Source organism: Zavarzinia sp. CC-PAN008 (assembly GCF_051903925.1).
Taxonomy (GTDB): Bacteria; Pseudomonadota; Alphaproteobacteria; order Zavarziniales; family Zavarziniaceae.
In genome coordinates this window covers 4,012,125-4,035,413 of sequence record NZ_CP173678.1, presented here as the reverse complement: position 1 = coordinate 4,035,413, position 23,289 = coordinate 4,012,125, and the positions used below count along the sequence as shown (strand labels likewise).

The window sequence follows — 23,289 nt, the reverse complement described above, 5'->3', positions numbered from 1 at the left end:
AGCCAGGGACATGGGGCAGGTTTCGGGGAAGGTGGCGATCGTCACGGGCGCGGCATCCGGTATCGGGCGGGCCTCGGCGCTTGTCCTGGCGCGCGAAGGGGCGGCGGTCGTCGCCACCGACATCGACCGCGACGGACTGGCGAGCCTGGAGCGCGAGATCCGCGACGGCGGCGGCAAGGTCCTGACCCTGGAGCACGACGTGGTCGACGAGGACCGCTGGATCGCCGTCGTGGCGGACGCCGAGCAGACCTTTTGCGGCCTGCACATCCTGGTCAACAATGCCGGCATCGGCATTGCCGGACCGGTGTGGGAGATGACCCTGGCCGACTGGCGCCGGCAGAACGCGATCAACCTGGACGGCGTGTTCTTGGGCACCAAGCATGCCATCCCCGCCATGCGCCGGGCGGGGTCCGGCTCGATCATCATCATCTCGTCCGTCGCCGGACTGAAGGGCGCGCCTGGCCTGGCCGGCTATTGCGCGACCAAGGGCGGCGTGCGCCTGTTCGCCAAGGCGGTGGCGGGCGAGTGCGCCCGGGCGGGCGACAGGATCCGCGTGAACTCGATCCATCCCGGCGTGATCGAGACGGCCATCTGGAACAAGGTCAGCAGCGGCGCCGACTCCCTGGCCGGAGCGGGCCAGGTCGGCGCCGTGGTCGCCAACCGCATCGATCCCGCGATCCTGGCCCAGGCCATCGTGCCGGGCGGCGTGCTGGGCCAGCCGACCGACATCGCCAACGCCGTGCTGTTCCTGGCCTCCGATGCCGCCGCCTATGTCTCCGGCGCGGAACTGGCGGTCGATCACGCGCAGAGCGCCATCTGAGCGGCGCGGGCGTGATATGATCTTGCGCGATTGAATGCCTGGGCCGGACCGGGCCCAGGGCAAGCAGGGGGAGACGGAGATGCAGGAAGAGCGCAAGCCCGGCGGCTATACGGCCGATGCCTCGGCCGCGCCGACGCTGGAGGACCTGAAGCGCATGGTCCTGCAGGAGGCGGGCGGCCAGGCGTTCTACCAGGCCCTGGCCGAGACGACCGACAATGCCGACATCAAGCGCCTGCTGGGGCGCACGGCGAACGAGGAACTGTCCCACGCCCACCGGGTGCAGGAGGTGATCCAGCGCCTGCACGGGCAGGCGATGGCGATCCCCGACCATGCCGACAACCCTTACGCCAAGGTGCCGGCGGACCTGGCCGTGACGCGGCCGCTGCTGGAGATGATCGTGGCCGAGGAGCTGAAGGGGGAGGTCCTGTACGAGGGCTGGGCCGCCCATGTGGACGACGCGGAGGCGGCCAGCCTGCTGCGCCGCAACGGCACCGAGGAACGCCGCCATGCCGAGCGCGCCCAGGACATCCTGAAGCTGGCCGGCCTTTAACGTCCGCCTGCCCCGCCGCGTGGCGGGGCAGGCGGCCGGTTCAGGCGTCGTGCCAGAACGGGGCCAGGTCCTTGAGCCTGGCCCAGGCCTTGAACAGGGCGCGGCGCTCGGCCGCGACCTGGCCGCCGTGGAAGCCAAGGACCAGACCCGCGGCGCGCGCCGTCGAGGGTCGGCCATCGTCGAGTGTCGCCAGGTGGCGCTTGGCCACCTCGATGTCATTCAGGTGGCCCAGCAGGGACTGCAGCTCCTGCAGCGCCGCGCCGAAGCGGCGCACGGCCTTTTGCGAGAACAGGCTGGAGAAGAACTCGATCCCATAGCGCAGGCGCTTGATCTGGATGCGCAGGGCGTGCAGGGACTCGGCCGGCAGCGTCTCGATATGGCGGCCGGCCTTGCGCACGCGGCGGTAGCGCTTTTCCAGGACGCCCGCCGCGAACACGGCCGCAGGGGCCGCCAGGGCGGCAGCCCGGCCGTCGGGGGCGGCGCCGGCCTCCGGGCCCGAGCCTGAATCCGGCGCGGACCAGGCGCGCGCGGCCAGCCAGCGGCCGACGCGCAGCGCCGCCTCGGCATGGCGGGGGGACGCGATGGCGGCCTGGGCCGCCGCGCGACCCGCCGCCCGCGGCGCCGCGGCGCGCTCCGCTAGCAGGGCGAGCACGTCCTCGTCCGGCAGGCCATCGCGCACGCTGGCCAGGATCTCGTCCACGAAGACGTCCCAGTCGCGCTGCTGGCCCAAGGCGGAAGCGGCCCAGCGCAGCTCGCCGTCCAGCGGATCGGTCGTGGCGCCGTCCAGCACGGTGCGGAACAGGCGCAGGGCCGAGCGCAGGCGGCGCAGGGCCACGCGCATCTGGTGCACCGCCTCCGGGTCGTCGCCGGCCAGGACGCCGGCCTGGTTCGCCAGCCACTGCTCCAGGCAGTTGGCGACGATGGCGGCGAGCGCGTCGCCGGTCGTGCTGACGGGGTCCAGCGCGATCTCCGCCGCCTTGACCGGCGCGGCGCGGGTCCCCTCCAGCAGGGCATGGCCCCGCGCGGCCTTGGTCAGGGTGCCGATGCGCGTCGGCTCGACCGCGTGCAGCGCCAGGGCCAGGTCGAAGATTGCGGCAGGCTCGCCCTGGACCAGCTCGATCTCCAGCTCCGACACCTTGTCGTGGGCGTCGCCGGCGCGGACCTCGCCCTCGTCGAAGGCCAGGAGAAGGATCGTCGTCTCGCCCATCAGGACGCGCCGCTCGCGCCGCGTGATGTGGGTCGAGAACAGGGGCACGAGGGCAGGGGCCACGCGCGCCACGTCCAGCACCTGGTCGATCGTGCCGGGGGGATAGGCGTCCAGGGCCAGCTCGCCCGCGGGCGCCGGGATCTCCCATTCCAGGCGATGGGCCAGTGGCCCCTGGTCGGTGCCCGGGGCCTTGACCGTCATCACCGCCTGCTCGCCGATGCGGCGCAGGCGGATGCTGAGTCCGGCCGCCCCCAGGCTGCGGTCGGGCAGGTCGTAATAGGTCGAGACAAGCTCGCGGATACGCGCGCGGCCCACCCCGAAGTCCTTGAGGGGCTGCGACTTTTCCACCCGGCGCAGGGCCTGTGCCGGGTATTCGAGTTTCAGCTCCGTTTCGTGCGCCACAATCTCTGCTCCAACCCTTTGGCGCCCGACAGTCCAACAAGGCGCGGACTTGGGCAAGTGCAGGCACAGGTCACACCGGGGCCGGCCGGGCGGCGCGCAGGCGACACCGGATGTTACAGGATCATGCCGGGGGCGATCCCGCCTTGCGCCGGATCAAGCGCCGTGGGCGGGCGGTTCGGCCGTGTCGAGCGCCCGCCAGAGGGCGGCGAGCACGGCCTCCTCCGTGCCGGCGCGGCACAGGCCGTCCAGGACCGCCAGGCGGTCGCGGACGGCGGTCCAGGGCAGCATCGGCTCGCGCACGCGGAAGATGCGGGGATGGCGGGTGGGCAGCGCGTCGCCGGTGCTGGACAGTTCCTCAGTCAGCTTCTCGCCCGGGCGAAGGCCCGTGAAGACGATCTCGATCTCGCCGTCCGGGTGAGCGTCGTCGCGCGGGCGCAGGCCGGCGAGGCGGATCATGCTGCGCGCGAGGTCGACGATGCGGACCGGCTCGCCCATGTCGAGCAGGTACAGCCCGCCGCGCGCCTCGTCCGCCTCCGTCATGCCGGCGGATTGCAGCACCAGCTGGACCGCCTCCGACACGGTCATGAAGTAGCGCGTGACGTCGGGATGGGTCACGCGCACCGGGCCGCCGCCGGCGATCTGCTCCTTGAACAGCGGAATGACCGAGCCCGACGAGCCCAGGACGTTGCCGAAGCGCACGATGGTCAGGCGCATCGGCGCGCGCGCCGGGTCCCGCTGCGGCCAGGCCTGCAGCGTCAGCTCGGCCAGGCGCTTGGTGGCGCCCATGACGCTGCTGGGGTGGACCGCCTTGTCGGTCGAGATGAGGACGACGCGCTCGCAGCCCGCCTGCTCGGCGGCCTCCAGCACGCGCAGCGTGCCGATGGCGTTGTTGAGCACGGTCGCGCGGACGTTCGCCTCTGCCATTGGCACATGCTTGTAGGCGGCGGCGTGGAAGAGCGTGCGCACGCCCGCCTGGGCCAGTTCCGCCGCCAGCCGGTCGCGGTCGAGGATCGAGCCCAGCACCGGCGTCAGGGCCAGGTCGGGATGGCGCGCCGCCAGCTCGCGGTGCACCTGGAACAGGGCGAATTCCGAATGCTCGAACAGCAGCAGGCGCGCGGGCCCCGCCTGGGCGATCTGGCGGCACAGTTCGCTGCCGATGGAGCCGCCGGCGCCGGTGACCAGCACGACGCGGCCCGCGACGGTCGCGGCCAGCAAGGCGGGATCCGCCTCGACCGGGTCGCGGCCCAGCAGGTCCTCGGGCTCGACCGCGCGGAGCGCCTCCGGATTGCTGCGGCCGGCGACCACGTCCTCGATGCTGGGCATGATGCGGACGCGGATGCCGCGATCCTCCAGCCCCAGCGCCTGGAGCTGGTCCAGGGCGCGGCGGCGCGCCCCCTGGGCCTGGACCGCGACCAGGATCTGCGAGGGCCGCTCCACCCGCAGCAGGTGCTGGAGCTCGGTCGAGGGGCGCACCTTGAGCCCGTCGAAGGTGCTGCCGCGCACGGCGGGATCGTCGTCGACGATGGCGACGGGCACGTAGCTGGGACTGCGGCGCAGCGCCATCATCGTCTGCAGGCCGGAGCGCCCGGCGCCATAGATCAGCGTGCGCTCGCGCCCCTTGCCCCTGACGTCGCGGCTGTAGTGCCAGGCGCGCCAGGCGAGCCGGGTGCTGCCGACATAGATCAGGGCGAAGGCCCAGTAGATCGTCAGGACCGAGATGCTGAGCCGCTCGTCGGTCAGGCCCAGCGCCCCTTCGGCCAGGACGATCGTCGCGAGCAGCAGGGCCAGGGTCGACAGCGTGACGCCGGCGACCACGGCGCCGATCGCCTCGATCCCCATGAAGCGGATCACGGCGCGATAGAGGCCAAGCCTGGCAAAGCACAGCACGCCGGCCAGCGCCGCCAGGGCATAGATCCAGGGCGAAACCTGAAGCCCCACGCGCGGGTCGGTGAAGCGCAGGGTGGTCGCCGACCACAGCGCGATGGGCAGGGCCACGGCATCGGCCGCGACCATGGTCCATTGCTTCCAGCGCCGTCGCCGGGCCTTGCCGTGCCGCAGGGGGGTATCGCTCACCGGCCTCTCATTGGTGCCGGCGTCGCCGCCCGTCAAGCCCATCAGCGCAGGCCCTGGCGCCGCGCGCGGCCCAGCACGGCGGCGGTGAAGGCGGCCTGGGCGCCGAGCGCCAGGGCCAGCCCGATCCAGGCCAGGCCCGGTGGCAGGGTCGCCTGCGTGGCCAGCGCCAGAAGGCCGCACAGCGCGATCAGCGCCGCGTGGATGCCAGTCACCTGGGCGTGGCTCATGCCGCCGCGGATCAGCAGCTGGTAGAGGTGGTCGCGGTGCGCCTTCAGCAGGTTCTCCCCCCGCCGGGCGCGCCGCACCAGGGTCAGCGCGACATCGGCGGCAAAGGGCAGGACCAGGATCGGCACGACCAGGATCGAGACGGGCTGCGTGCCGGCCTGGCCGTTCCAGTCGACCAGCGTCAGCGTCGCGAACAGCAGGCCCAGGAACTGGCTGCCGACATCGCCCATGAAGATGCGGCCTGCGGGAAAGTTGAAGCACAGGAAGCCCGCCACGGCGACGACCACGGCCAGCGCCAGCAGGGCCACGCCCGTCTGCCCCGCCGACCAGGCGATGAGCGCCAGGAACAGTCCGGCCAAAGCCGCCTGGACCCCGGCAATGCCGTTGATCCCATCCATGAAGTTGAAGGCATTCGTGAAGAACAGCAGCCAGGCCAGGGCAAGCGCCGTCCCCGCCCAGGGCGGCAGCAGCACCTCGCCCAGGCCGGGCAGGGGCAGTACATCCCACGAGAAGCCACCGCCCAGCACCACCAGCAGGGCCGCCGCGACCTGGGCCGCGAGCTTGGTCAGGGGCGGCGCGTCGGCGATGTCGTCATAGAGGGCCGCGCCGCAGAGCAGGCCCGCGGCGGCGACGAACCAGGCCAGCGGGCCGGTCGGCAGGTCGCCCGGCCCCACTGCCAGCAGGGCGGTGGCGGTGGCGGCGAAGCTGAGCACGACGGCGATGCCGCCGGTGCGCGGCGTCACCACGCTGTGCGACGAGCGGGCCTGCGGCCGATCCAGGATCGGCACCGCCATCATGACCCGGGTCAGCACAAGGGACAGGCCAAGTCCGCCAGCGAGGATGAGGGCCAGGGTCAGGGTGGGCATGGGGGATACCAACCCGCTCCCTCCCCCGTCCGGAGGATGGGGGAGGGCTGGGGTGGGGGCTGGACCTCAGGTTCCAGCGCGGACCGGACCTGCCGGAAGTCGGGACACCGCCCCCACCCAACCCTCCCCCATCCTGCGGACGGGGGAGGGCTCTGTTGCGCACCGGCCCGGCAATCGGCTTCCCCGCGATTCCACCCCATGCCCATGGGCGCGGGGACCCGGGGCATGCGGGGAAGCAGCAGGAGCCCGCGCGTCCTCAAGGCTCGGGCCGGATTTCGGCTTCGATGGCGCCGAGTTCATCGATCTCGACGCGGACGCGGTCGCCCGCCTTGAGCCAGACGGGCGGCTTCATGCCCAGCGCCACGCCACCCGGCGTGCCGGTGAAGAGGACGTCGCCGGCTTCCAGCGTCATGACCTGGCTCAGGCGGGCGACCTGGTCCTCCACCCGGAAGATCAGGTTCGTGGTGTTGGAGTTCTGGCGCAGCGCGCCGTTGACCAGGGTGCGGATGCCGAGGCGGTGAGGGTCGCCCACCTCGTCCGCGGTGGTGATCCAGGGGCCGAAGGGGGCGTGGGTGTCGAACGACTTGCCCAGGATCCATTGCGGCGTCTGCATCTGGACGTCGCGCACGCTGACGTCGTTGCCCACGCAATAGCCGAACACATGGTCGCGGGCGCGGGCCACGGGGACGTGGCGGCCGGTGGGCCCCATGATCGCGACCAGTTCCGCCTCCCAGTCGAGCTGCTCGGACACACGAGGCAGGTCGACGGGATCGAACGGGCCGTTCACCGCGTTGGTCTGCTTGGCGAACCAGAGCTGGTTCACCGGGGTCGCCATCCCCGTCTCGGCCACGTGGTCGGCATAGTTGAGGCCGATCGCCATCATCTTGCGCGGTCGTGGGACGGGGGCCAGCAGGCGGACGTGGTCCAGGCGGTGGGTGGGTGCCGCCGTTGCGGCCTGGGCCACGGCATCGCGGACCTGGGGCCAGGCGGCGATGAGGTCGATCATGGTGCGGGGCAGGGCGGGTGCCACCCGGTCCAGGGCGACCAGGCCGCCGCCCACAACCAGGCCGACATGCTCATGGCCCTCGTCGAGAAAGGTCGCCAGCTTCATCGCGTCGTCTCCCCCCGCCGGTCCGGCGGTCCCGCCTTGAAAGCCCAAGCCAGAGGGGCAAGTCCACAGGTTTCTTGTCGCGCGGCCGTGCTAGGGTCCGCTCCCAGGGAGGACCCAAGACAATGAGCGAACCCGAGGTTGCCGGCTTTTCGCGCGAGCGCCTGAACCGCCTGGACCGGTTCCTGAACGACCGCTATGTGGCGCCGGGCCTGCTGCCCTGTACCCAGGTGCTGATCTGGCGGGGCGAGGACCTGGTCCACCAGTCGGTGCAGGGCCTGGCCGACCGCGAGCGGGGCAAGGCCCTGCAGGAGGATGCGATCTTCCGCATCTATTCGATGACCAAGCCGATCACATCCGTCGCCTTCATGATGCTGGTGGAGGAGGGGCTGGTCGCGCTGGACGATCCCGTGGCCAAGGTGATCCCCGAATGGGCCGACCTGGGCGTGTTCGAGGGGGGCACGCACCAGGCGTTCCGCACCACGCGGCCCGCCCGGCCGATGCAGATGATCGACCTGCTGCGCCATACGTCCGGCCTGACCTATGGCTTCCAGCAGCAGTCCAACGTCGATGCCGCCTACCGCCATCACAAGATCGGCGAGGGCGGCACGATGGCCGACATGATCGCCGCCCTGGCCAAGACGCCGCTTGAGTTCTCGCCCGGAACGGCCTGGAACTATTCGGTCTCGACCGATGTCCTGGGCTATCTGGTCGAGCGGATCAGCGGCCAGCCGTTCGAGCAGTTCCTGAAGGCCCGGATCTTCGATCCGCTGGGCATGGTCGACACCGGCTTCCATGTGCCGGACGGCAAGGCCGATCGCCTGGTCGCCTGCTATGCCGCGGGCGCGCTGGGCGGCAAGGCGGTGAAGGCGGGGCCGCCCGACCTGCAGGACGATCCGGCCAAGAGCCCGTACCTGAAGGCGCCCAGCTTCGTGTCGGGCGGTGGCGGTCTGGTCTCGACCGCGGCCGACTACATGCGTTTTGCCCGCGCGCTGCTGGAGGGGGGTGCCCTGGACGGGGCCCGCCTGATCAGCCCCAAGACGCTGGACCTGATGACCGCCAACCACCTGCCGGGTGGGGCCGATATCGGGGCGGTGTCGCGGTCGCGCGCCCTGTTCACCGAAGCCGGCTATTCGGGCGTGGGCTTTGGCCTGGGCTTTGCCACGACCATGGACGTGCCGCTGACCATGCTGCCTGGCAGCCACGGCGACTTCTTCTGGGGTGGGGCGGCGAGCACCTATTTCTGGGTCGACCCGGCAGAGGACCTGGCCGTGGTGTTCATGGCCCAGCTTCTGCCCTCGTCCGCCTATCCGGTGCGGCGCGAGTTGAGGACGCTGGTCTATTCCGCGATGACGGAAGCGTTCGCCTGAGGGCCTCCAATTTGACGGCCGGTTCATGGGTCCCCCGGATGAACCGGGGGACGTAGGTGGAGCGTGTGTGTGATCAGGTCGGCGTAGAGCGCGTCGAAGCGGTCGAGCATGTGCTGGACCGTGAAATGCGTGGCGATCCGGTCGCGGGCCGCGCTGCCCAGCGCCCGCCGGCGTGCCGGGTCGGCCGACAGGGCGGCGAGCGCGGCGCGCAGGGCTGACGCGTCGCCGGGCGGCACGACCAGGCCGGTCCCGCCCAGCACGCGGGCGGCGTCGCCCACGTCGGTCGCGATGCAGGGCAGGGCGCTGGCCATCGCCTCCCCCAGGGCGTTGGAGAAGCCTTCGCCATGGCTGCTGGCCAGCACGAACAGGTCGGACGCGGCCAGCAGGGCGGCCACGTCGTCGCGAGCCCCCAGGCGGACCAGGCCGGGCTGGTTGGGCAGGGCCTCGGTCCCGGTGCCCGCCGCCAGCAGGGTGAGACCGGGCACGTCACGCACCGCGGCCAGCAGGCCGGGCCAGTTCTTCATCGGATCGTTGCGCCCCAGGGCGATCGCGACCGTTGCTTCATCCGGGATCTGAAGCGTCGCGCGGAGTCGTGATCCGACTTCCGGATCCTGGTGGAAGCGACTGATATCAATGCCATTGTCGACCAGGGCGCTGGCCCGCGGGCGATAGCCGACACGCTCGTGGAAGCGCCGGCCGGCCGCGCTGTTATAGGTCACAAGGTCGGGGAAGCGGGAGGCCCAGGCACCGATCCGGTGCAGGCGCGCGTAACGTGCGGCGTCCATGTCGGACGCCCGGACGCTCCAGACCAGGCGCGTCGCCTTGCGCCGGCGGGACAGCGCCAGCGCGGCCGTCGCGAACAGGTCGCCATGATAAAGCCAGCCCTGGACGATCTGCGGCCGCAGCTGGCGGATCAGGCGGGCCAGCCGCCACAGGCCGGGCAGGGCCTGCGCCGCCCCGCCGATGGCCAGCTCATGGACCTTGACCCCCGCCGCGTGGAAGTGCCCGCGCAAGCCGATGCCGGGACGCAGCACGGCAACCTCGTGCTGCCCTGGCGCGCTGCCGGCCAGCCGCAGCAGCACCCCCTCCGCCCCCCCGCGTTCCAGGCCGGTGATGACGTGCAGGACCTCCATGCCCAGACGCCGGACCGCGGACCCGGGCCACCTATTCGACCGTGACGGACTTGGCCAGGTTGCGGGGCTGATCGACGTCGGTGCCCTTCACGACGGCGGCGTGGTAGGCCAGGAGCTGGACCGGCACGGCGCAGACGATCGGCGCGATGAAGGGCGGCACGGCCGGGATCTCGATCGTGCGCGCGACCTCGCCCGCCCGCGCGATCCCCTCGGCGTCGGAGATCAGGACGACCTTGCCGCCGCGGGCCAGCACCTCGGCAGTGTTCGACATGGTCTTCTCGAACAGGGGGCCGCTGGGGGCGATCACGACGACCGGCACGGCGGGGTCGATCAGCGCGATGGGCCCGTGCTTCATCTCGCCCGCGGCATAGCCTTCGGCGTGGATGTAGCTGATTTCCTTGAGCTTCAGCGCGCCTTCAAGCGCCAGGGGATAGCAGTTGCCGCGCCCCAGGTAGAGCACGTCGCGCGCATCCGCGATGAAGCGGGAGACGTCGGCGATCTCCTCCTCCCGGTCCAGGATCTCGGCCAGGCGGGAGGGGACGGTGGAGAGCTGTTCCGACAGGTCGGCGACCGCTGCCTCGTCCAGCACGCCGCGGGCGCGGCCCACGGCCAGGGCGAGGCAGGCCAGCGTGACCATCTGGCAGGTGAATGCCTTGGTCGAGGCGACGCCGATCTCTGGCCCCGCATGGGTCGACAGGACGAGGTCGGATTCGCGCGCCATCGAGCTTTCGGCGACGTTGACGACGGCGGCGACGTACTGCCCCTGGGCCTTGGCATAGCGGAGCGCCGCCAGGGTGTCCGCCGTCTCCCCCGACTGGGAGACGAAGATCGCCAGGCCACCCGGCTCCAGCGGGGCCTCGCGGTAGCGGAACTCGGACGCGATGTCGACCTCGACCCGGATGCGGGCGATCTGCTCGAACCAGTACTTGGCGACCAGGGCCGCGTAGGAGGACGTGCCGCAGGCGACGATGGTCAGCTGCTTCACCGCCGCCAGGTCGACCTTGGTGTCCGGCAGGACGGGCAGGCGGGTCGCGGGATCGAAATGGCAGGCCAGCGTGTCGCCGATCACCGCCGGCTGCTCGTGGATCTCCTTGAGCATGAAGTGGCGGTGGTTGCCCTTGTCGATCAGGCCGAGCGCCGGGCCCATGGGGCGGACCGGACGCTCGACCCGGCCGCCGAAGGCGTCGCGGATCTCGATCCCGCCGCGGTGAAGGATGGCCCAGTCGCCCTCGTCCAGGTATGTGATCGCGCGCGCCAGCGGCGCCAGGGCCAGCGCGTCGGAGCCCAGGTAGCTCTCGCCCTCGCCATGGCCGACGGCCAGCGGGCTGCCGCGCCTGGCGCCGATCAGCAGGTCGTCCTCGCCGGCAAAGATGATGCCCAGCGCAAAGGCGCCGTGCAGGCGGCGCAGCGCCTCCTCGACCGCGGCCTCGGGGCTCAGGCCCTGCTCGACATGATGGGTGATCAGGTGGGCGATCGCCTCGGAATCGGTCTCGGTCTGGAAGACGTGGCCGGCGGCGGCCAGTTCGTCCTTCAGCTGGCGGAAATTCTCGATGATGCCGTTATGGACGACGGCGACGCGGCGCGTGGCATGGGGATGGGCATTGGTCTCGTTCGGCGCGCCATGGGTCGCCCAGCGGGTGTGGCCGATGCCGACGACGCCGGGCAGCGGCTGGCGGCCCAGCAGGTCGACCAGGTGCTTCAGCTTGCCCTCGGCGCGCCGGCGGTCGATGCCGCCGCCCACCAGGGTCGCGACGCCGGCCGAATCGTAGCCGCGGTATTCCAGCCGGCGCAGGCTCTCCACCATGCGGGGCGCCGCCTCCGCGGTCCCCACGATGCCAACGATTCCGCACATGCCGTCAGGACTCCTGTTGCGTGGGACGCTCTAGCGGGCGCGCCGGGCCTTGCGCTTCAGGCCAGCCAGGCGGAAGCGGTGGGCCCAGCCGACCTTGTCCTCCTGCTTGCCCCGGGCCAGCGCCAGGGCATCCTCCGGCACGTCGCGCACGATGGTCGAGCCGGCCGCGGTGATGGCCCGGTCGCCCACGGTGACGGGCGCCACCAGTGCCGTGTTGGAGCCGATGAAGGCATCCTCTCCGATCACCGTGCGCCACTTGTCGAAGCCGTCATAATTGCAGGTGATGGTCCCGGCGCCGATATTGGCGCGGGCGCCGACGCTGGCATCGCCGACATAGGCCAGGTGGTTGGCCTTGGCGCCCGTGCCCATGCGCGTCGCCTTCAGCTCGACGAAATTGCCGATGTGGACGTCCGTCTCCAGCACGGTGCCAGGACGCAGGCGGGCGAACGGGCCGATCACGCTGCCGGCGCCGATGTCGGCCCCCTCCACGTGGCTGAAGGCCTTGATCGTGACGTTGCTGCCGACGACGACGCCGGGGCCGAAGACGACGTTGGGGCCGATCGTCACGTCCTGGCCAAAGGTCGTGTCGGCGCAGAGGAAGACGCTGGCCGGGTCCTGCATAGTGACGCCCGCCTCCAGCGCGCGGGCCCGCAGGCGCCGCTGCAGGATCGCCTCCGCCTGGGCCAGCTCGGCCTTGTCGTTGACGCCCAGCACCTCGTCCGCGTCGGCCTCGACCACGCGCGCCGCCAGGCCCTGCGCCAGGGCCAGGGCGACGATGTCGGTCAGGTAGTATTCGCCCTTGGCATTGGCATTGGTCAGGCCGGCCAGCAGCTCGCGCAGGTGGATGCCCGAGATGGCCATGGCGCCGGCATTGCACCAGGGGATGGCGCGCTCGGCCTCGGTCGCGTCGCGATGCTCGACGATGCGGGTCAGCGCGCCGTCGCCATCCAGCACCAGGCGGCCGTACTGCGCGGTATCGGCGGGGCGGAAGCCCAGGACGCCGATCGCCGTGCCGTCGTCCAGCGCATGGCGCAGGCGCACCAGGGTCGCCGGGGTCAGCAGGGGCGTGTCGCCGAACACGACGAGGACGCCGCCGCCAAAGCCCGCCAGCGCGGGCAGGGCGGCGCGCGCCGCGTCGCCGGTGCCCAATGGCCGTTCCTGGATCGCGATGCTGGCACCGCCGGCGTGGCGGGCCACCTCCTCCATCCCCGGGGCAAGGACAAGCACGGTCGTGCGCGGCTTCAGCTCGTCCAGCGCGGCCAGGACGTGGCCCAGCATGGCGCGCCCCGCCAGCGGGTGCAGCACCTTGGCCAGGCGGGATTTCATCCGTGTCCCTTGTCCGGCGGCCAGGACAATGACGGCGGTGTCGGTCACGGGTGCCACTCCACACATGCGGGCGGGACCTGTGGCCCGCCGCGTTCCTGCCCGGCATCGGCCGGGGCGATGCCACGGCACCCGGCGGACGAATCCCGGCCCGGTGCCAGGCGCGACCTTGCCATGTTCGCGGGCCCGCCGGCAGTCACGTTTTGTGTCCCTGGCTGCCGGGCCGGGGCTTCATGCGGGGGGCGTCAGGTCGAGGCTTTCACATCGCGGGCAGCGGGCGCCGCACGGTGGCGACGCGGTTGCGGCCCGCATGCTTGGCCCGGTAGAGCGCCTTGTCCGCCAGCAGCAGCAGTTCGCGCAGGCGGGCGTCGTCGCGGAAGGCATGGCCCTCGTCGGAATGGACCAGGCCGATGCTGGCGGTCACGGGCGCGCGGTCGCGGCCATCGCCCTGCGGCGGCGCGTCGGCCACGGCCCGGCGCATCTGCTCGGCGCGGGCCTGGGCCTCGTCCCCGTCGACATCGGGCAGCAGGGCCACGAACTCGTCCCCGCCCAGGCGGCCGATCAGGTCGCCGCGGCGCAGCGTGCGCTGCACCGTGCGCGCGAACAGGCGCAGCAGGGCATCGCCCGCGGCGTGGCCCTGGCCGTCATTGACGGCCTTGAACCCATCCAGGTCGAACATCAGCACGGCGAAGGGCCGCTGCTCCCGCGCCAGGGCGGCCACCGTCTCCTGCCCCTGGCGGAGGAAAGCGCTGCGGCCCAGCACGCCGGTCAGCGCGTCGTGGTCGGCGGCGTGGCGCAGTTCCAGCAGCAGTTCGGCCCGGGCGGCCTGGATGCTGCCCACCATCAGTGGCCCAAGAACCAGCAGCGCGATGCCCAGCCGGAACGAGATCATCGCGCTGGTGTCCGGCACGGGAAAGACGTTCATCGTCCCAAGCGAGCCCGCCATGGTCAGGACCAGGCTGGCCGCCATGGTCAGGACCACCGTCACCGGCAGGCGATAGGACACGGCGCACCAGAGCAGCGCCGGCACCTGGAAGGCGATGGCGCCGGGGCCGCCCAGCAGGGTCGCGCAGGCGGTCGCCAGCACGACCGACACGGCGGGCGCCAGGGCGCCGGGGGTCACGCCGCGCAGGGCGCCGTGCAGGGCCCGGGCGAGGCCCCCCGGCCGCGATACGGGCAGCCGGGGAAAGGTCAGCAGGACGGGCAGGATGATCGAACTGGCGACCAGTTCCGCCGTGAACCAGTTGAAGATCGAGGGGACCAAATCCTGGGCGAAGAAGACCGGCCCGGCCACACCGCCGATCGTGCCCGCTGCCGCCGCCGACAGGACCAGGATCGCGAACATCACCAGGACCGAGGACGGCCGCGCCAGCCGGCGGTCTGCCGCCGGGCGCAGCTGGAACAGCCCGACCGTGACGGCGACCCCCGCCAGGTTGGCCAGGGTCAGCCATAGCGTCATGGCGAGCGCGCTGCCGGTCAGCAGGTCGGCCGCGACAAAGCCGCAGAACGCGGCGCTCCAGCAGCTGACCCCGGCCAGCCGCGGCGCGCGCAGCATCAGGCCCATCAGCACCGCATTGGCCGGCCACAGGTCCGACAGCAGGCCCAGCGGCCGGGCCAGGATGCCGGCCAGCGCCGCCGCCAGGACCACGGCGCCCACGACCAGGGCGTCGCGCACCTGGCGTGGCGAGGGCAGGACATGGGGTGGGGGCGCCTGGCGCGCGGCATCGACCATACGCGGAACCGTCGTGACCCCAGCGTGTCGACCCAGGGCGATGCACCCATGCGCGAAATTGCGGAGTCGACCTGCGGCCTGCAGTCCGAGTTATCGCGCGAACCCGTTAATCCCTGGTTTCCGCCGCAGCCATTGCGTGCGAGCGGCAGCGATGGCGTCTGCGCACGACGCTGCGGGGCTGCGCCGCTCGGGGGAACCACCATGGTCCCGCGCGCAGCAACGGTCGAAGCCCCGAATGGCGCTTCGACCGCTGTGCTCGGACGCGAATGTGCTTAGACGAAAACGAAGTCGTTCACGTCGAGCGAAGACAATGCAATGTTGCCGAAATTGGCGATCTGGATGCCGTCGTTGGCCGCCCCGCTGGCGTCGCCGGTATAGAACAGGAGTGTTGCGCCCGCACTGTTCTTGGCCGCAACGAACAGGCCGGCCCCTCCGGCCCCGGTGCCGTTGCTGTCAAGGTACTCATTGAATTGACTTGCATTGTTGATGACGACGCCAGAGAGCAGGACAAGATCGGCAGCGCCGATCGGACCGGAGCCGGTGCTGTCGACCTGCCGCGTGTCAAACGAGCTTCCGTTGAAGCCGAAGACCAGCTTGTTGAAGCGCAGGCTGTCGTCAGCATGTGAGAAGCCGACAATGGTGTCGATCCCCTCCGTCAGCTGATTCCAGACGATCGTGTCGGCGCCTGTGCCGCCCGTGATCGTATCGTTTCCCGTGCCCCCGACGATCACGTCGGCCCCGCCGTTCCCCTTCAGGACGTCGTTCCCGTCGCCGCCTTCCAGCCGGTCGGCGCCCTGGCCTCCGCTCAGCTGATCCGCGCCACCATTGCCGACCAGCGTGACCGAACGTCCGGCGGCAACGGCCGAGGCATTCAGGATGTTCGCGCTGCCGTCGCCGATCACGAGCAGTCGGTTACCAGCCGAGGCGACAGTGCTGTCGGCGATGTCGATCGTATCGGCATTGCCGGCGGCCGAACTGCTCGTCTCCAGGCGGATGACTTCGACACCCGAAATCAGGGACGTGGCGGATGTGGGCAAGGTCCAGGCACCGAACCCGCCACCGACAACCAATGTGTCGGCCCCAGCGCCACCGATAATCGAGGCCGATGTGAATGGGTCCTCAAAACGGAAGGTGTCGTTGCCGTTGCCCCCAATCAGCGTGTTCGTGCCGGAACCGGCGACGAGGACGTCGTTCCCCTCGCCGCCGTCCAGAACATTGCGCCCGCCACCGCCGATCAGGGTGTCATTTCCCGCGGCGCCGAGGAGGTGGACCCCGCCCGTGTCCACAGAAGAGGCATCCAGGACATCGGTGCCGGCATTACCGACCACAGTGATCACGCCGCCGGTCGCGCTCGTCGCATTGCGCTCAAGCAATGCGACCGTATTGTTTCCTGATGCGAGACGGATGACTTCGATCTGCTCGACCCCGGAAAGGTCGCTGCCCGCGATCGTGCCCGCGGTCGTGAACTGAAGTGTATCTATACCCAGGCCGCCCAACAGGCTGTCTCGGTTGCCGGTGACGCCACCCAGTTCGGCTTCGGCCATGCGGAACGTGTCGTTTCCGTCGCCACCGAATACCTTGTCGTTGCCCGTGCCGGCGAGCAATGTGTCATTGCCAACCCCACCCAGGAGCGAGTCATCCCCCGCCAGACCTGAGAGCAGGTCGTCACCGGCATCGCCTGACAGGTAGTTCTCGCCAGCCCCACCAAGCAAGGTGTCATTGCCCGCCGCTCCGAAAAGCTGAACGAGATTTCGGCGGCCGTCTGCTCCTGTGGTTGCAATGCCGCTGGCGTCGATGATGTCGAGACCGCTGCCGCCGATGACTGACAGCAGGTCTGCAGCGGTACCGCTGGCAACCGCGTCAACCGCGGTGTTGGAGAGGGTCAGCCTGTTCGCGCCGTTGGCGAGCTGTATGACTTCAACCAGCGACACCTTGTCAAGGCTCGATGCTGCGATGACACCGGAACTTGTAAAGGTGAGAACGTCCCGGCCGGTACCGCCATTGACCGTGTCCGCGCTCGTGAGTTCGGCAACCCCGAAGCGGAAGCTGTCGTTTCCTGCGCCGCCATCCAGGATGTCGGCCCCGATGCCCGCCGTCAGGGTGTCAAGGCCATCGCCGCCGATCAGCGTGTCATTGCCGGCCGCCCCGGACAGCACGTCGTCGCCCGTGCCGCCATCGATGGTGTCGGCCCCTGCACCGCCAGTCATCCGGTCGGCGCCCGCGTAGAGAACCGCGTTGATGCGGTTGGCGGCGCCCGCCACGGCGACAGCCGATATGCTGTCCGCGCCCGCACTGCCAAGAATCGTGACCTTGTCGCCGATCGCGGAGCCGACGAAGGCATCCGACAGGGCGATATTGTTCAGGCCCGCCACGCCAAAGCGGATCACCTCCACGCCAGATACGCCTGCGAGCTCCGCAGCGGTCACAGTACCGGCAGTGGTGAGTTCCAATGTGTCGAGAACCGCGTCGTTGCCACCGATCACGGAGTCGGCCGACGTCAACTGCTCGGCGGTCAACTGAAAGAGGTCGGCGCCGGCGCCGCCATCCAGGAAATCATCCCCCAGTCCCGCAATGAGGGTATCGAGGCCGTTGCCACCCATCAGCGTGTCGTTGTTGGCGCCGCCGGAGAGGATGTCGTTGTCGTCGCCTCCCATGAACGTGTCTTTGCCGGCACCGCCGATTGCCGTGTCATTGCCCCCGCCGGCCATGAAGATGGTCCGGTGAGCGGCACCGGTCACAGACGCCGCAGTGATCCTGTCGTTGATCGTTGTGCCAACGATCGTGACGACGTCGCTCTGGGCGCTCCCGACCATCGCGTCAGTGAGGAATACTGTGTTCGTCGTCGGCCCAGAGCCCTGGGGACCGATATCGCTGCTGAGGACGATCCGCTCAATGTTGCGCACATTGGCGAGATCCGCCTCGCTCACAGACATTGTGAGCGTGAAAGCCAGTGTATCGTTCCCGGCGCCGCCATTCACAGTGTCGGCGGAACTGAGGTCGTTCTGAACCAAGTTACGAAAGACGTCGCCGAAGAAGAACGTGTCGTCGGCGGACCCACCGAAAAACCTGTCCTGACCCGTCGTACCCCTGAACGTCGCCATCTACGCGCTCTCCCACTGAATGATCGCAACTGACATTTCGCAGACGGATGCAGATCCGGTCTGACGTACTATCCGGGCCGATCTCTCGAAGCGCTATCGCAACGAGGGTCGTCGCCTCTTGCTGTGAATGTGCGAATGGTAGCAACCCAGGGTTCAGCAGGCGAGCGGCTTGATGGTCGTTCGGTTCTCCCGATCTGCGTGTGCGTGATGGGCGTCACGGTGCGACGCCCCATGAGGCTGATTCCGGGCCGCGTGCCGGAGGCCGCCTAACGCACGACGATGCGGGGCGGTCGGCGGCCCTGGGGGCCGAGGGCGGTTTCGATGCGGGTGGCGACGGAATCGGCCAGGGCGAGGTAGGCCTGGGTCACCGGGCCGTCGGGATCGGCCGCGACGATGGGCATGCCAAGGTCGGACTGGATGCGCACCGGCAGGGACAAGGGAATTTCTCCCAGGAAGTCGACGTCATACTTCAGGGCGGTGTCGCGGGCGCCGCCATGGCCGAAGATGTCGGACCGTTCGCCGCAATGGGGGCAGATGAACGTGCTCATGTTCTCGACGATGCCGAACACCGGCACCTCGACCCGGCGGAACATGTTCAGCCCCTTGCGCGCGTCGATCAGGGCGATGTCCTGGGGGGTGGAGACGATGACCGCCCCGGTCACCGGCACCCGCTGCGCCATGGTCAGCTGCACGTCCCCAGTGCCCGGCGGCAGGTCGCAGACCAGCACGTCGAGGGCGCCCCATTCGACCTCGTTCAGGAGCTGGGTCAGGGCGCTGATCACCATGGGGCCACGCCAGATCATCGGCGTGTCCTCCTCGATCAGGAAACCGATCGACATGCAGGCCACGCCGTGGGCGCGCATCGGCAGCAGCTTCTTGCCATCGCGCGTGTCGGGCTTGCCCGACAGGCCCATCAGGCGCGGCACCGAGGGGCCGTAGATGTCGGCGTCGAGCAGGCCCACGGCCAGGCCGCGGCGCGCCAGGGCCAGGGCGAGATTGACGGCGGTCGTCGACTTGCCCACGCCGCCCTTGCCGCTGGCGACGGCGATCACCGAGCGGATGCCGGGCAGGGCGGGCTTGGCCTGGGCGCCATGGCCGTGGCCATGGTCGTGACCGCCCTGGTGTTCGGGCCGCGCGGTGTGCGCGGTCAGCACGGCGCTGACCGACAGCACGCCGGGCACGCCCTCGGCCGCGCGCTCGCAGCGGGCGCGCAGCGGCTCCATCGCCGCCCCCTCGCGGGGGTCGACCTCGACCGCGAAGCCGACATGGCCGTCGCGCACGACCAGCCCGGAAATCACGCCGGCCTGGACCACGTCCCGGCCGCTGCGGGGGTCGACCACGGTCGCCAGGGCGGCGAGTACGGCCTCTCGGGTCACGGTCATCTTGGTTCCCGTCCTTGCATTCAAAGGCGTTGTGCTCATATTGCGACAGGGCCTGCGCCTGTCGCCGGCCATACCTATATAGGCGAAGACCGGCGGGCAAACGCCGGCCCTGGGTCCAAGCACCCCAAGTTCAGCAGAGGAGAGGTCGAACCCGATGCCGTGGCAGAATCAGGGCGGCGGAGGCTGGCAAAGCGGCGGCGGCGGTGGCAACCGCGGCCCGTGGGGCCAGGGTCCGCGCGGCAATGGCCCGCAGCCGCCCAATCTCGAAGAACTGTTCCGGCGGGGGCAGGACCGATTCCGGGGGATGATCCCGGGCAGTGGCGGCGGCTGGGGCGCGCGCGGCATTCTTGTCGCCGCCGCAGCCCTGTTCGCCCTGTGGATGGCGACCGGCTTCTATCGCGTCGAGCCCGAGGAACAGGGCATCGTCCTGACCTTTGGCAAGTGGACCCATACCGCCCAGCCCGGCCTGAACTGGCACTGGCCGGCGCCGATCGCGGTCGCGCTGACGCCCAAGGTGCTGTTCACGAACCAGGTCAGCGTCGGCTTCACCAGCTCCGACAGCCGCAACGCGGTCAGCCGCGACGTGCTGGAGGAAAGCCAGATGCTGACCGGCGACGAGAACATCATCGACATCGACTTCGTCGTGACCTGGCAGATCGCCGATCCCGCCAAGTTCCTGTTCAACGTGCAGGAGCCGCAGGAGCAGACCGTGAAGGCCGTGGCCGAATCGGTGATGCGCGAGGTGGTGGGCCAGACGACGTTCCAGGGCGCGCTGACCCAGGAGCGGCCGCAGATCGAGCGCCGCGTGCTGGCCCAGATCCAGCAGACGCTGGATTCTTATGACGCCGGCATCCGCGTCCTGACCGTGCTGCTGCAGGACGTGGCGGCGCCGGCCCAGGTGGTCGAGGCGTTCCGCGACGTGCAGTCGGCCCAGGCCGACATGGTGCGCCAGCAGAACGAGGCGCGCGCCTATGCCAACGACATCATCCCACGCGCCCGCGGCGACGCGGTCCGCGACATCCAGGCGGCGCAGGCCTATCGGACCGAGGTCGTGACCCGGGCCCAGGGCGATGCGGCGCGCTTCCTGTCGGTCTTCAACGAGTTCGTGCGGGCCCGCGAGGTCATTGCCGAGCGCCTGTTCCTGGAGACGGTCGAGGGCGTGCTGTCCGAGATGAACAAGACGATCCTGGATACGTCCGGGAGCAATGGCGGGGGGACGGGGGCCGTGCCCTATCTGCCGCTCAACGAGCTGAGGCCCGCGCCCGCGGCGCCCGCGCAGTCGGGGGCCGTGCAATGAGCCAGCGCTTCCTGGTCATCCTGGGCGTCATCCTCATCGGTGGCTTTGCCCTGATCGGCTCGTCGCTCTTCGTCGTGTCGGAGACGCAGTCGGCGATCGTGCTGCAGTTCGGCGATCCCCGCCGCGTGGTCGTCGAGCCCGGCCTGCACGCCAAGGTGCCGTTCGTGCAGAACGTCGTCTATCTGGACAAGCGGACGCTGAACCTCAACGCGCCGACCGAGGAGCTGATCACCCGCGACCAGCGCCGCCTGGTCGCCGACAGCTTTGCCCGCTTCCGCATCGTCGATCCGCTGCGCTTCTATACCAGCGTCAACAATGTGGACGTGGCGCGCACCCGCCTGGGCACGCTGATCAACTCCACCCTGCGCCAGGTCATGGGCTCGGAAGAGTTCCGCACCGTGCTCAGCGACAGGCGCGCCGACCTGATGCGCCGGGTGCGCGAACTGGTCAATCCGCAGGTCGTCCAGTTCGGCATCCAGCTGGTCGACATGCGCATCCGCCGCGCCGACCTGCCTGACGCCAACAGCCAGGCGATCTTCCGCCGCATGCAGACGGACCGCGAGCAGGAAGCCCGCGAGTACCGCGCGCAGGGCTATGAGGAGGCGCAGCGGATCCGCTCCAACGCCGACCGCCAGCGCACGGTGCTGCTGGCCGAGGCGCGGCGCGAGGCGCAGATCACCCGCGCCCAGGGCGATGCGGAGGCCGCGCGGATTGCCGCCGAGACCTATGGCCGCGATCCGAAGTTCTATGCCTTCTACCGCTCGATGGAGGCCTATCGGACCGCGCTGACCAAGGAGACGACGACGATGGTCCTGTCTCCGGCCAGCCCGTTCCTGCGCTTCCTCGGCTCTTCGGCCGGGATGGACGAGGCGGTGGCGGCGGCGCCCAGCGATCCCAACGCGACGCCGATCCCGATCCCGCAGCCGGCCCCCGTGGTGCTGCCCCCGGTGCCGGGTGCCGATCCCGCGTCGACCCCGCTGCTGATCGAGCCCGCGCCGATGATGCCGGCGGACGGCACCGTCCCGGCGCTGCCCGCGCCGGACGCGCCCGCACCGGAGTCGCCGGTCCCGGGGACGCCCGCACCGGCGCCGGCGCCGCTCGACGGGTCGGCGGGGGGCGCCAGCGCGCCCGCCGCCGCGCCGGCCGTGCCGCCCGTCACAGACGCGGCACCTGCGCCGGCCGAGGGTGGTGGCGCAGGCGACGCGGCTGCGCCCGCGCCACAATGAGTCCACAATGCTTGTCCCAGATCGCGCAGCCGATGGTCGCCCCGCGACACCCCATGCGAAGGAGCCGGTCTTGAACTCATATCCACGGGCCCAGGGCGCGCGGACCCAACTTGTCCGTGTGCTGATGGCCGGCGCGGCGCTGGCCAGCGTGGCCGCCGTTCCCGCGCTGACCGTCCAGGCGCCGCCGGCCCTGGCCGCCACGTCCGGCCCGCCCAGCTTTGCCGACCTGGCGGAGCGGCTGATCCCGTCCGTCGTCAACGTCTCGACGACGCAGATGGTGAACGGGGCGGCCGGCCAGGAAGAAGAAGTGCCGATGCCGCAGTTCCCGCCCGGTTCGCCGTTCGAGGACTTCTTCAAGGACTTCTTCGACCGCCAGCGGCGCGGGGGCGACCAGGCGCAGCGGCGCGTGACCTCGCTCGGCTCCGGCTTCGTGATCGACGCGGCGGCCGGCCTGATCGTGACCAACAACCACGTCATCGCCGACGCTGAGGAGATCACCGTCACCTTCCACGACGGCACCAAGCTGACCGCCGAACTGAAGGGCCACGATCCCAAGACCGACCTGGCATTGCTGAAGGTCACCCCGACCAAGCCGCTGGTCGGCGTGGAATGGGGCGATTCGGACCGCGGCCGGGTCGGCGACTGGGTGCTGGCCATCGGCAACCCGTTCGGCCTGGGCGGCTCGGTCACGGCGGGCATCATCTCGGCGCGCAACCGCGACATCAATGCCGGGCCCTATGACGACTTCATCCAGACCGATGCCTCGATCAACCGGGGCAATTCGGGCGGGCCGATGTTCAATGCCGAGGGCAAGGTGATCGGCATCAACACGGCGATCTTCTCGCCCACCGGCGGCAGCGTCGGCATCGGCTTTGCCATTCCGTCGTCGATCGCGCGGCAGGTCGTGGCCCAGCTTGCCGAGTTCGGCGAGACGCGGCGCGGCTGGCTGGGCGTGCGCATCCAGTCGGTCACGGACGAGATTGCCGAGAGCCTGGGACTGGACGGGGCGCGCGGCGCCCTGGTCGCCGGCATCAGCGAGGAAGGCCCCGCCGTCGCCGCCGGGATCGAGGCGGGCGACGTCATCCTGACCTTCGACAACAAGCCGATCGAGGACATGCGCTCGCTGCCGCGGATCGTGGCCGAGACGCCGATCGGCAAGACGGTCGACGTCAAGATCTGGCGCGGCGGCAAGGAGCAGACGGTTCAGGTCCAGGTCGGCCAGCTGGACGAGACCGAGGAGGAAGCCGCCGCGGCCGCGCAGGAGACGCCCGCCGCCCCGGCCCGCGGGCTGGAAGTGCTGGGCATGACCCTGGCCGGCCTGACGCCCGAGCTGCGCACCAAGTTCGAGGTCGCCGAGGACGTCAAGGGCGTGGTCGTGACCGAGGTGAAGCCGGACAGCGCCGCCGCCGAGAAGGGCATCCGCGCGGGCGACGTCATCGTCGAGGTGGCGCAGAAGGAGGTCGGGGTGCCGGCCGATGTCGGCGCCAAGATCGACGAGGTCCAGAAGGGCGACCGCAAGTCGGTGCTGCTGCTGCTGAACCGCGCCGGCGACCTGCGCTTCGTGGCGCTCCGCCTGGATCCCAAGAACTAGGGATCCTGCTCTCCCTCCCTCGTCGCGTGCG

The 23,289-nt window shown here is 70.5% G+C and carries 16 protein-coding genes; 6 read left to right on the top strand and 10 right to left on the bottom strand.

The window, feature by feature from the left end; translation table 11 throughout:
• Positions 1 to 10: 10 nt before the first annotated feature.
• A complete protein-coding gene (locus ACI6GS_RS18875) occupies positions 11 to 820 on the top strand; it encodes an SDR family NAD(P)-dependent oxidoreductase (RefSeq protein ID WP_439815011.1) in 810 nt (269 codons plus the stop codon).
• A 34-nt stretch (positions 821 to 854) separates the two neighbouring features.
• Positions 855 to 1,370: a ferritin family protein gene (locus ACI6GS_RS18870; RefSeq protein ID WP_439815010.1), complete on the top strand. Its 516-nt coding sequence runs from the start codon at positions 855 to 857 to the stop codon at positions 1,368 to 1,370.
• A 40-nt stretch (positions 1,371 to 1,410) separates the two neighbouring features.
• On the opposite strand, the gene ACI6GS_RS18865 is transcribed toward ACI6GS_RS18870, so the two are convergent.
• The 4 genes from ACI6GS_RS18865 to ACI6GS_RS18850 form a co-directional block, all read right to left on the bottom strand.
• Complete coding sequence (locus ACI6GS_RS18865) at positions 1,411 to 2,979, bottom strand: CYTH and CHAD domain-containing protein (RefSeq protein ID WP_439815009.1); 1,569 nt, start codon at positions 2,977 to 2,979, stop codon at positions 1,411 to 1,413.
• A gap of 153 nt (positions 2,980 to 3,132) precedes the next feature.
• Complete coding sequence (locus tag ACI6GS_RS18860; protein ID WP_439815008.1) at positions 3,133 to 5,052, bottom strand: polysaccharide biosynthesis protein; 1,920 nt, start codon at positions 5,050 to 5,052, stop codon at positions 3,133 to 3,135.
• Positions 5,053 to 5,093: 41 nt separating this feature from the next.
• Positions 5,094 to 6,143, bottom strand: a complete 1,050-nt coding sequence (locus tag ACI6GS_RS18855; protein WP_439815007.1) for an MraY family glycosyltransferase — start codon at positions 6,141 to 6,143, stop codon at positions 5,094 to 5,096.
• Between the two features lie 256 nt (positions 6,144 to 6,399).
• Entirely contained in the window at positions 6,400 to 7,254 is an 855-nt protein-coding gene (locus ACI6GS_RS18850; RefSeq protein WP_439815006.1) for a fumarylacetoacetate hydrolase family protein, read from the bottom strand.
• Between the two features lie 122 nt (positions 7,255 to 7,376).
• Between ACI6GS_RS18850 and ACI6GS_RS18845 the strand changes: the two genes are divergently transcribed.
• Positions 7,377 to 8,621, top strand: coding sequence for a serine hydrolase domain-containing protein (locus tag ACI6GS_RS18845; RefSeq protein ID WP_439815005.1), 1,245 nt, complete (start codon positions 7,377 to 7,379; stop codon positions 8,619 to 8,621).
• 23 nt (positions 8,622 to 8,644) lie between these two features.
• Here the strand turns inward: ACI6GS_RS18845 and ACI6GS_RS18840 are convergent, their stop codons facing one another.
• From ACI6GS_RS18840 to apbC, 6 genes are all read right to left on the bottom strand, one after another.
• Complete coding sequence (locus ACI6GS_RS18840) at positions 8,645 to 9,754, bottom strand: glycosyltransferase (protein ID WP_439815004.1); 1,110 nt, start codon at positions 9,752 to 9,754, stop codon at positions 8,645 to 8,647.
• Between the two features lie 31 nt (positions 9,755 to 9,785).
• Positions 9,786 to 11,606, bottom strand: coding sequence for a glutamine--fructose-6-phosphate transaminase (isomerizing) (gene glmS, locus ACI6GS_RS18835; RefSeq protein ID WP_439815003.1), 1,821 nt, complete (start codon positions 11,604 to 11,606; stop codon positions 9,786 to 9,788).
• Between the two features lie 30 nt (positions 11,607 to 11,636).
• Positions 11,637 to 12,980: a bifunctional UDP-N-acetylglucosamine diphosphorylase/glucosamine-1-phosphate N-acetyltransferase GlmU gene (glmU, locus tag ACI6GS_RS18830; RefSeq protein ID WP_439815002.1), complete on the bottom strand. Its 1,344-nt coding sequence runs from the start codon at positions 12,978 to 12,980 to the stop codon at positions 11,637 to 11,639.
• 208 nt (positions 12,981 to 13,188) lie between these two features.
• Complete coding sequence (locus ACI6GS_RS18825) at positions 13,189 to 14,661, bottom strand: diguanylate cyclase (protein ID WP_439815001.1); 1,473 nt, start codon at positions 14,659 to 14,661, stop codon at positions 13,189 to 13,191.
• A 272-nt stretch (positions 14,662 to 14,933) separates the two neighbouring features.
• On the bottom strand, positions 14,934 to 17,762 hold the full coding sequence (locus ACI6GS_RS18820) for a beta strand repeat-containing protein (RefSeq protein ID WP_439815000.1): 2,829 nt from the start codon (positions 17,760 to 17,762) through the stop codon (positions 14,934 to 14,936).
• A 266-nt stretch (positions 17,763 to 18,028) separates the two neighbouring features.
• Entirely contained in the window at positions 18,029 to 19,144 is a 1,116-nt protein-coding gene (gene apbC, locus ACI6GS_RS18815; RefSeq protein ID WP_439814999.1) for an iron-sulfur cluster carrier protein ApbC, read from the bottom strand.
• A gap of 154 nt (positions 19,145 to 19,298) precedes the next feature.
• On the opposite strand from apbC, the gene hflK reads away from it, so the two are divergent.
• The 3 genes from hflK (at position 19,299) to ACI6GS_RS18800 (ending at position 23,258) form a co-directional block, all read left to right on the top strand.
• On the top strand, positions 19,299 to 20,441 hold the full coding sequence (gene hflK, locus ACI6GS_RS18810; RefSeq protein ID WP_439814998.1) for an FtsH protease activity modulator HflK: 1,143 nt from the start codon (positions 19,299 to 19,301) through the stop codon (positions 20,439 to 20,441).
• Positions 20,438 to 21,667 (top strand): protease modulator HflC, encoded by a 1,230-nt coding sequence (gene hflC / locus ACI6GS_RS18805; RefSeq protein ID WP_439814997.1) that lies wholly within the window; start codon positions 20,438 to 20,440, stop codon positions 21,665 to 21,667. The genes hflK and hflC overlap by 4 nt, the downstream gene beginning before the upstream one ends.
• 124 nt (positions 21,668 to 21,791) lie before the next feature.
• On the top strand, positions 21,792 to 23,258 hold the full coding sequence (locus ACI6GS_RS18800) for a DegQ family serine endoprotease (protein WP_439817991.1): 1,467 nt from the start codon (positions 21,792 to 21,794) through the stop codon (positions 23,256 to 23,258).
• Positions 23,259 to 23,289: the final 31 nt, after the last annotated feature.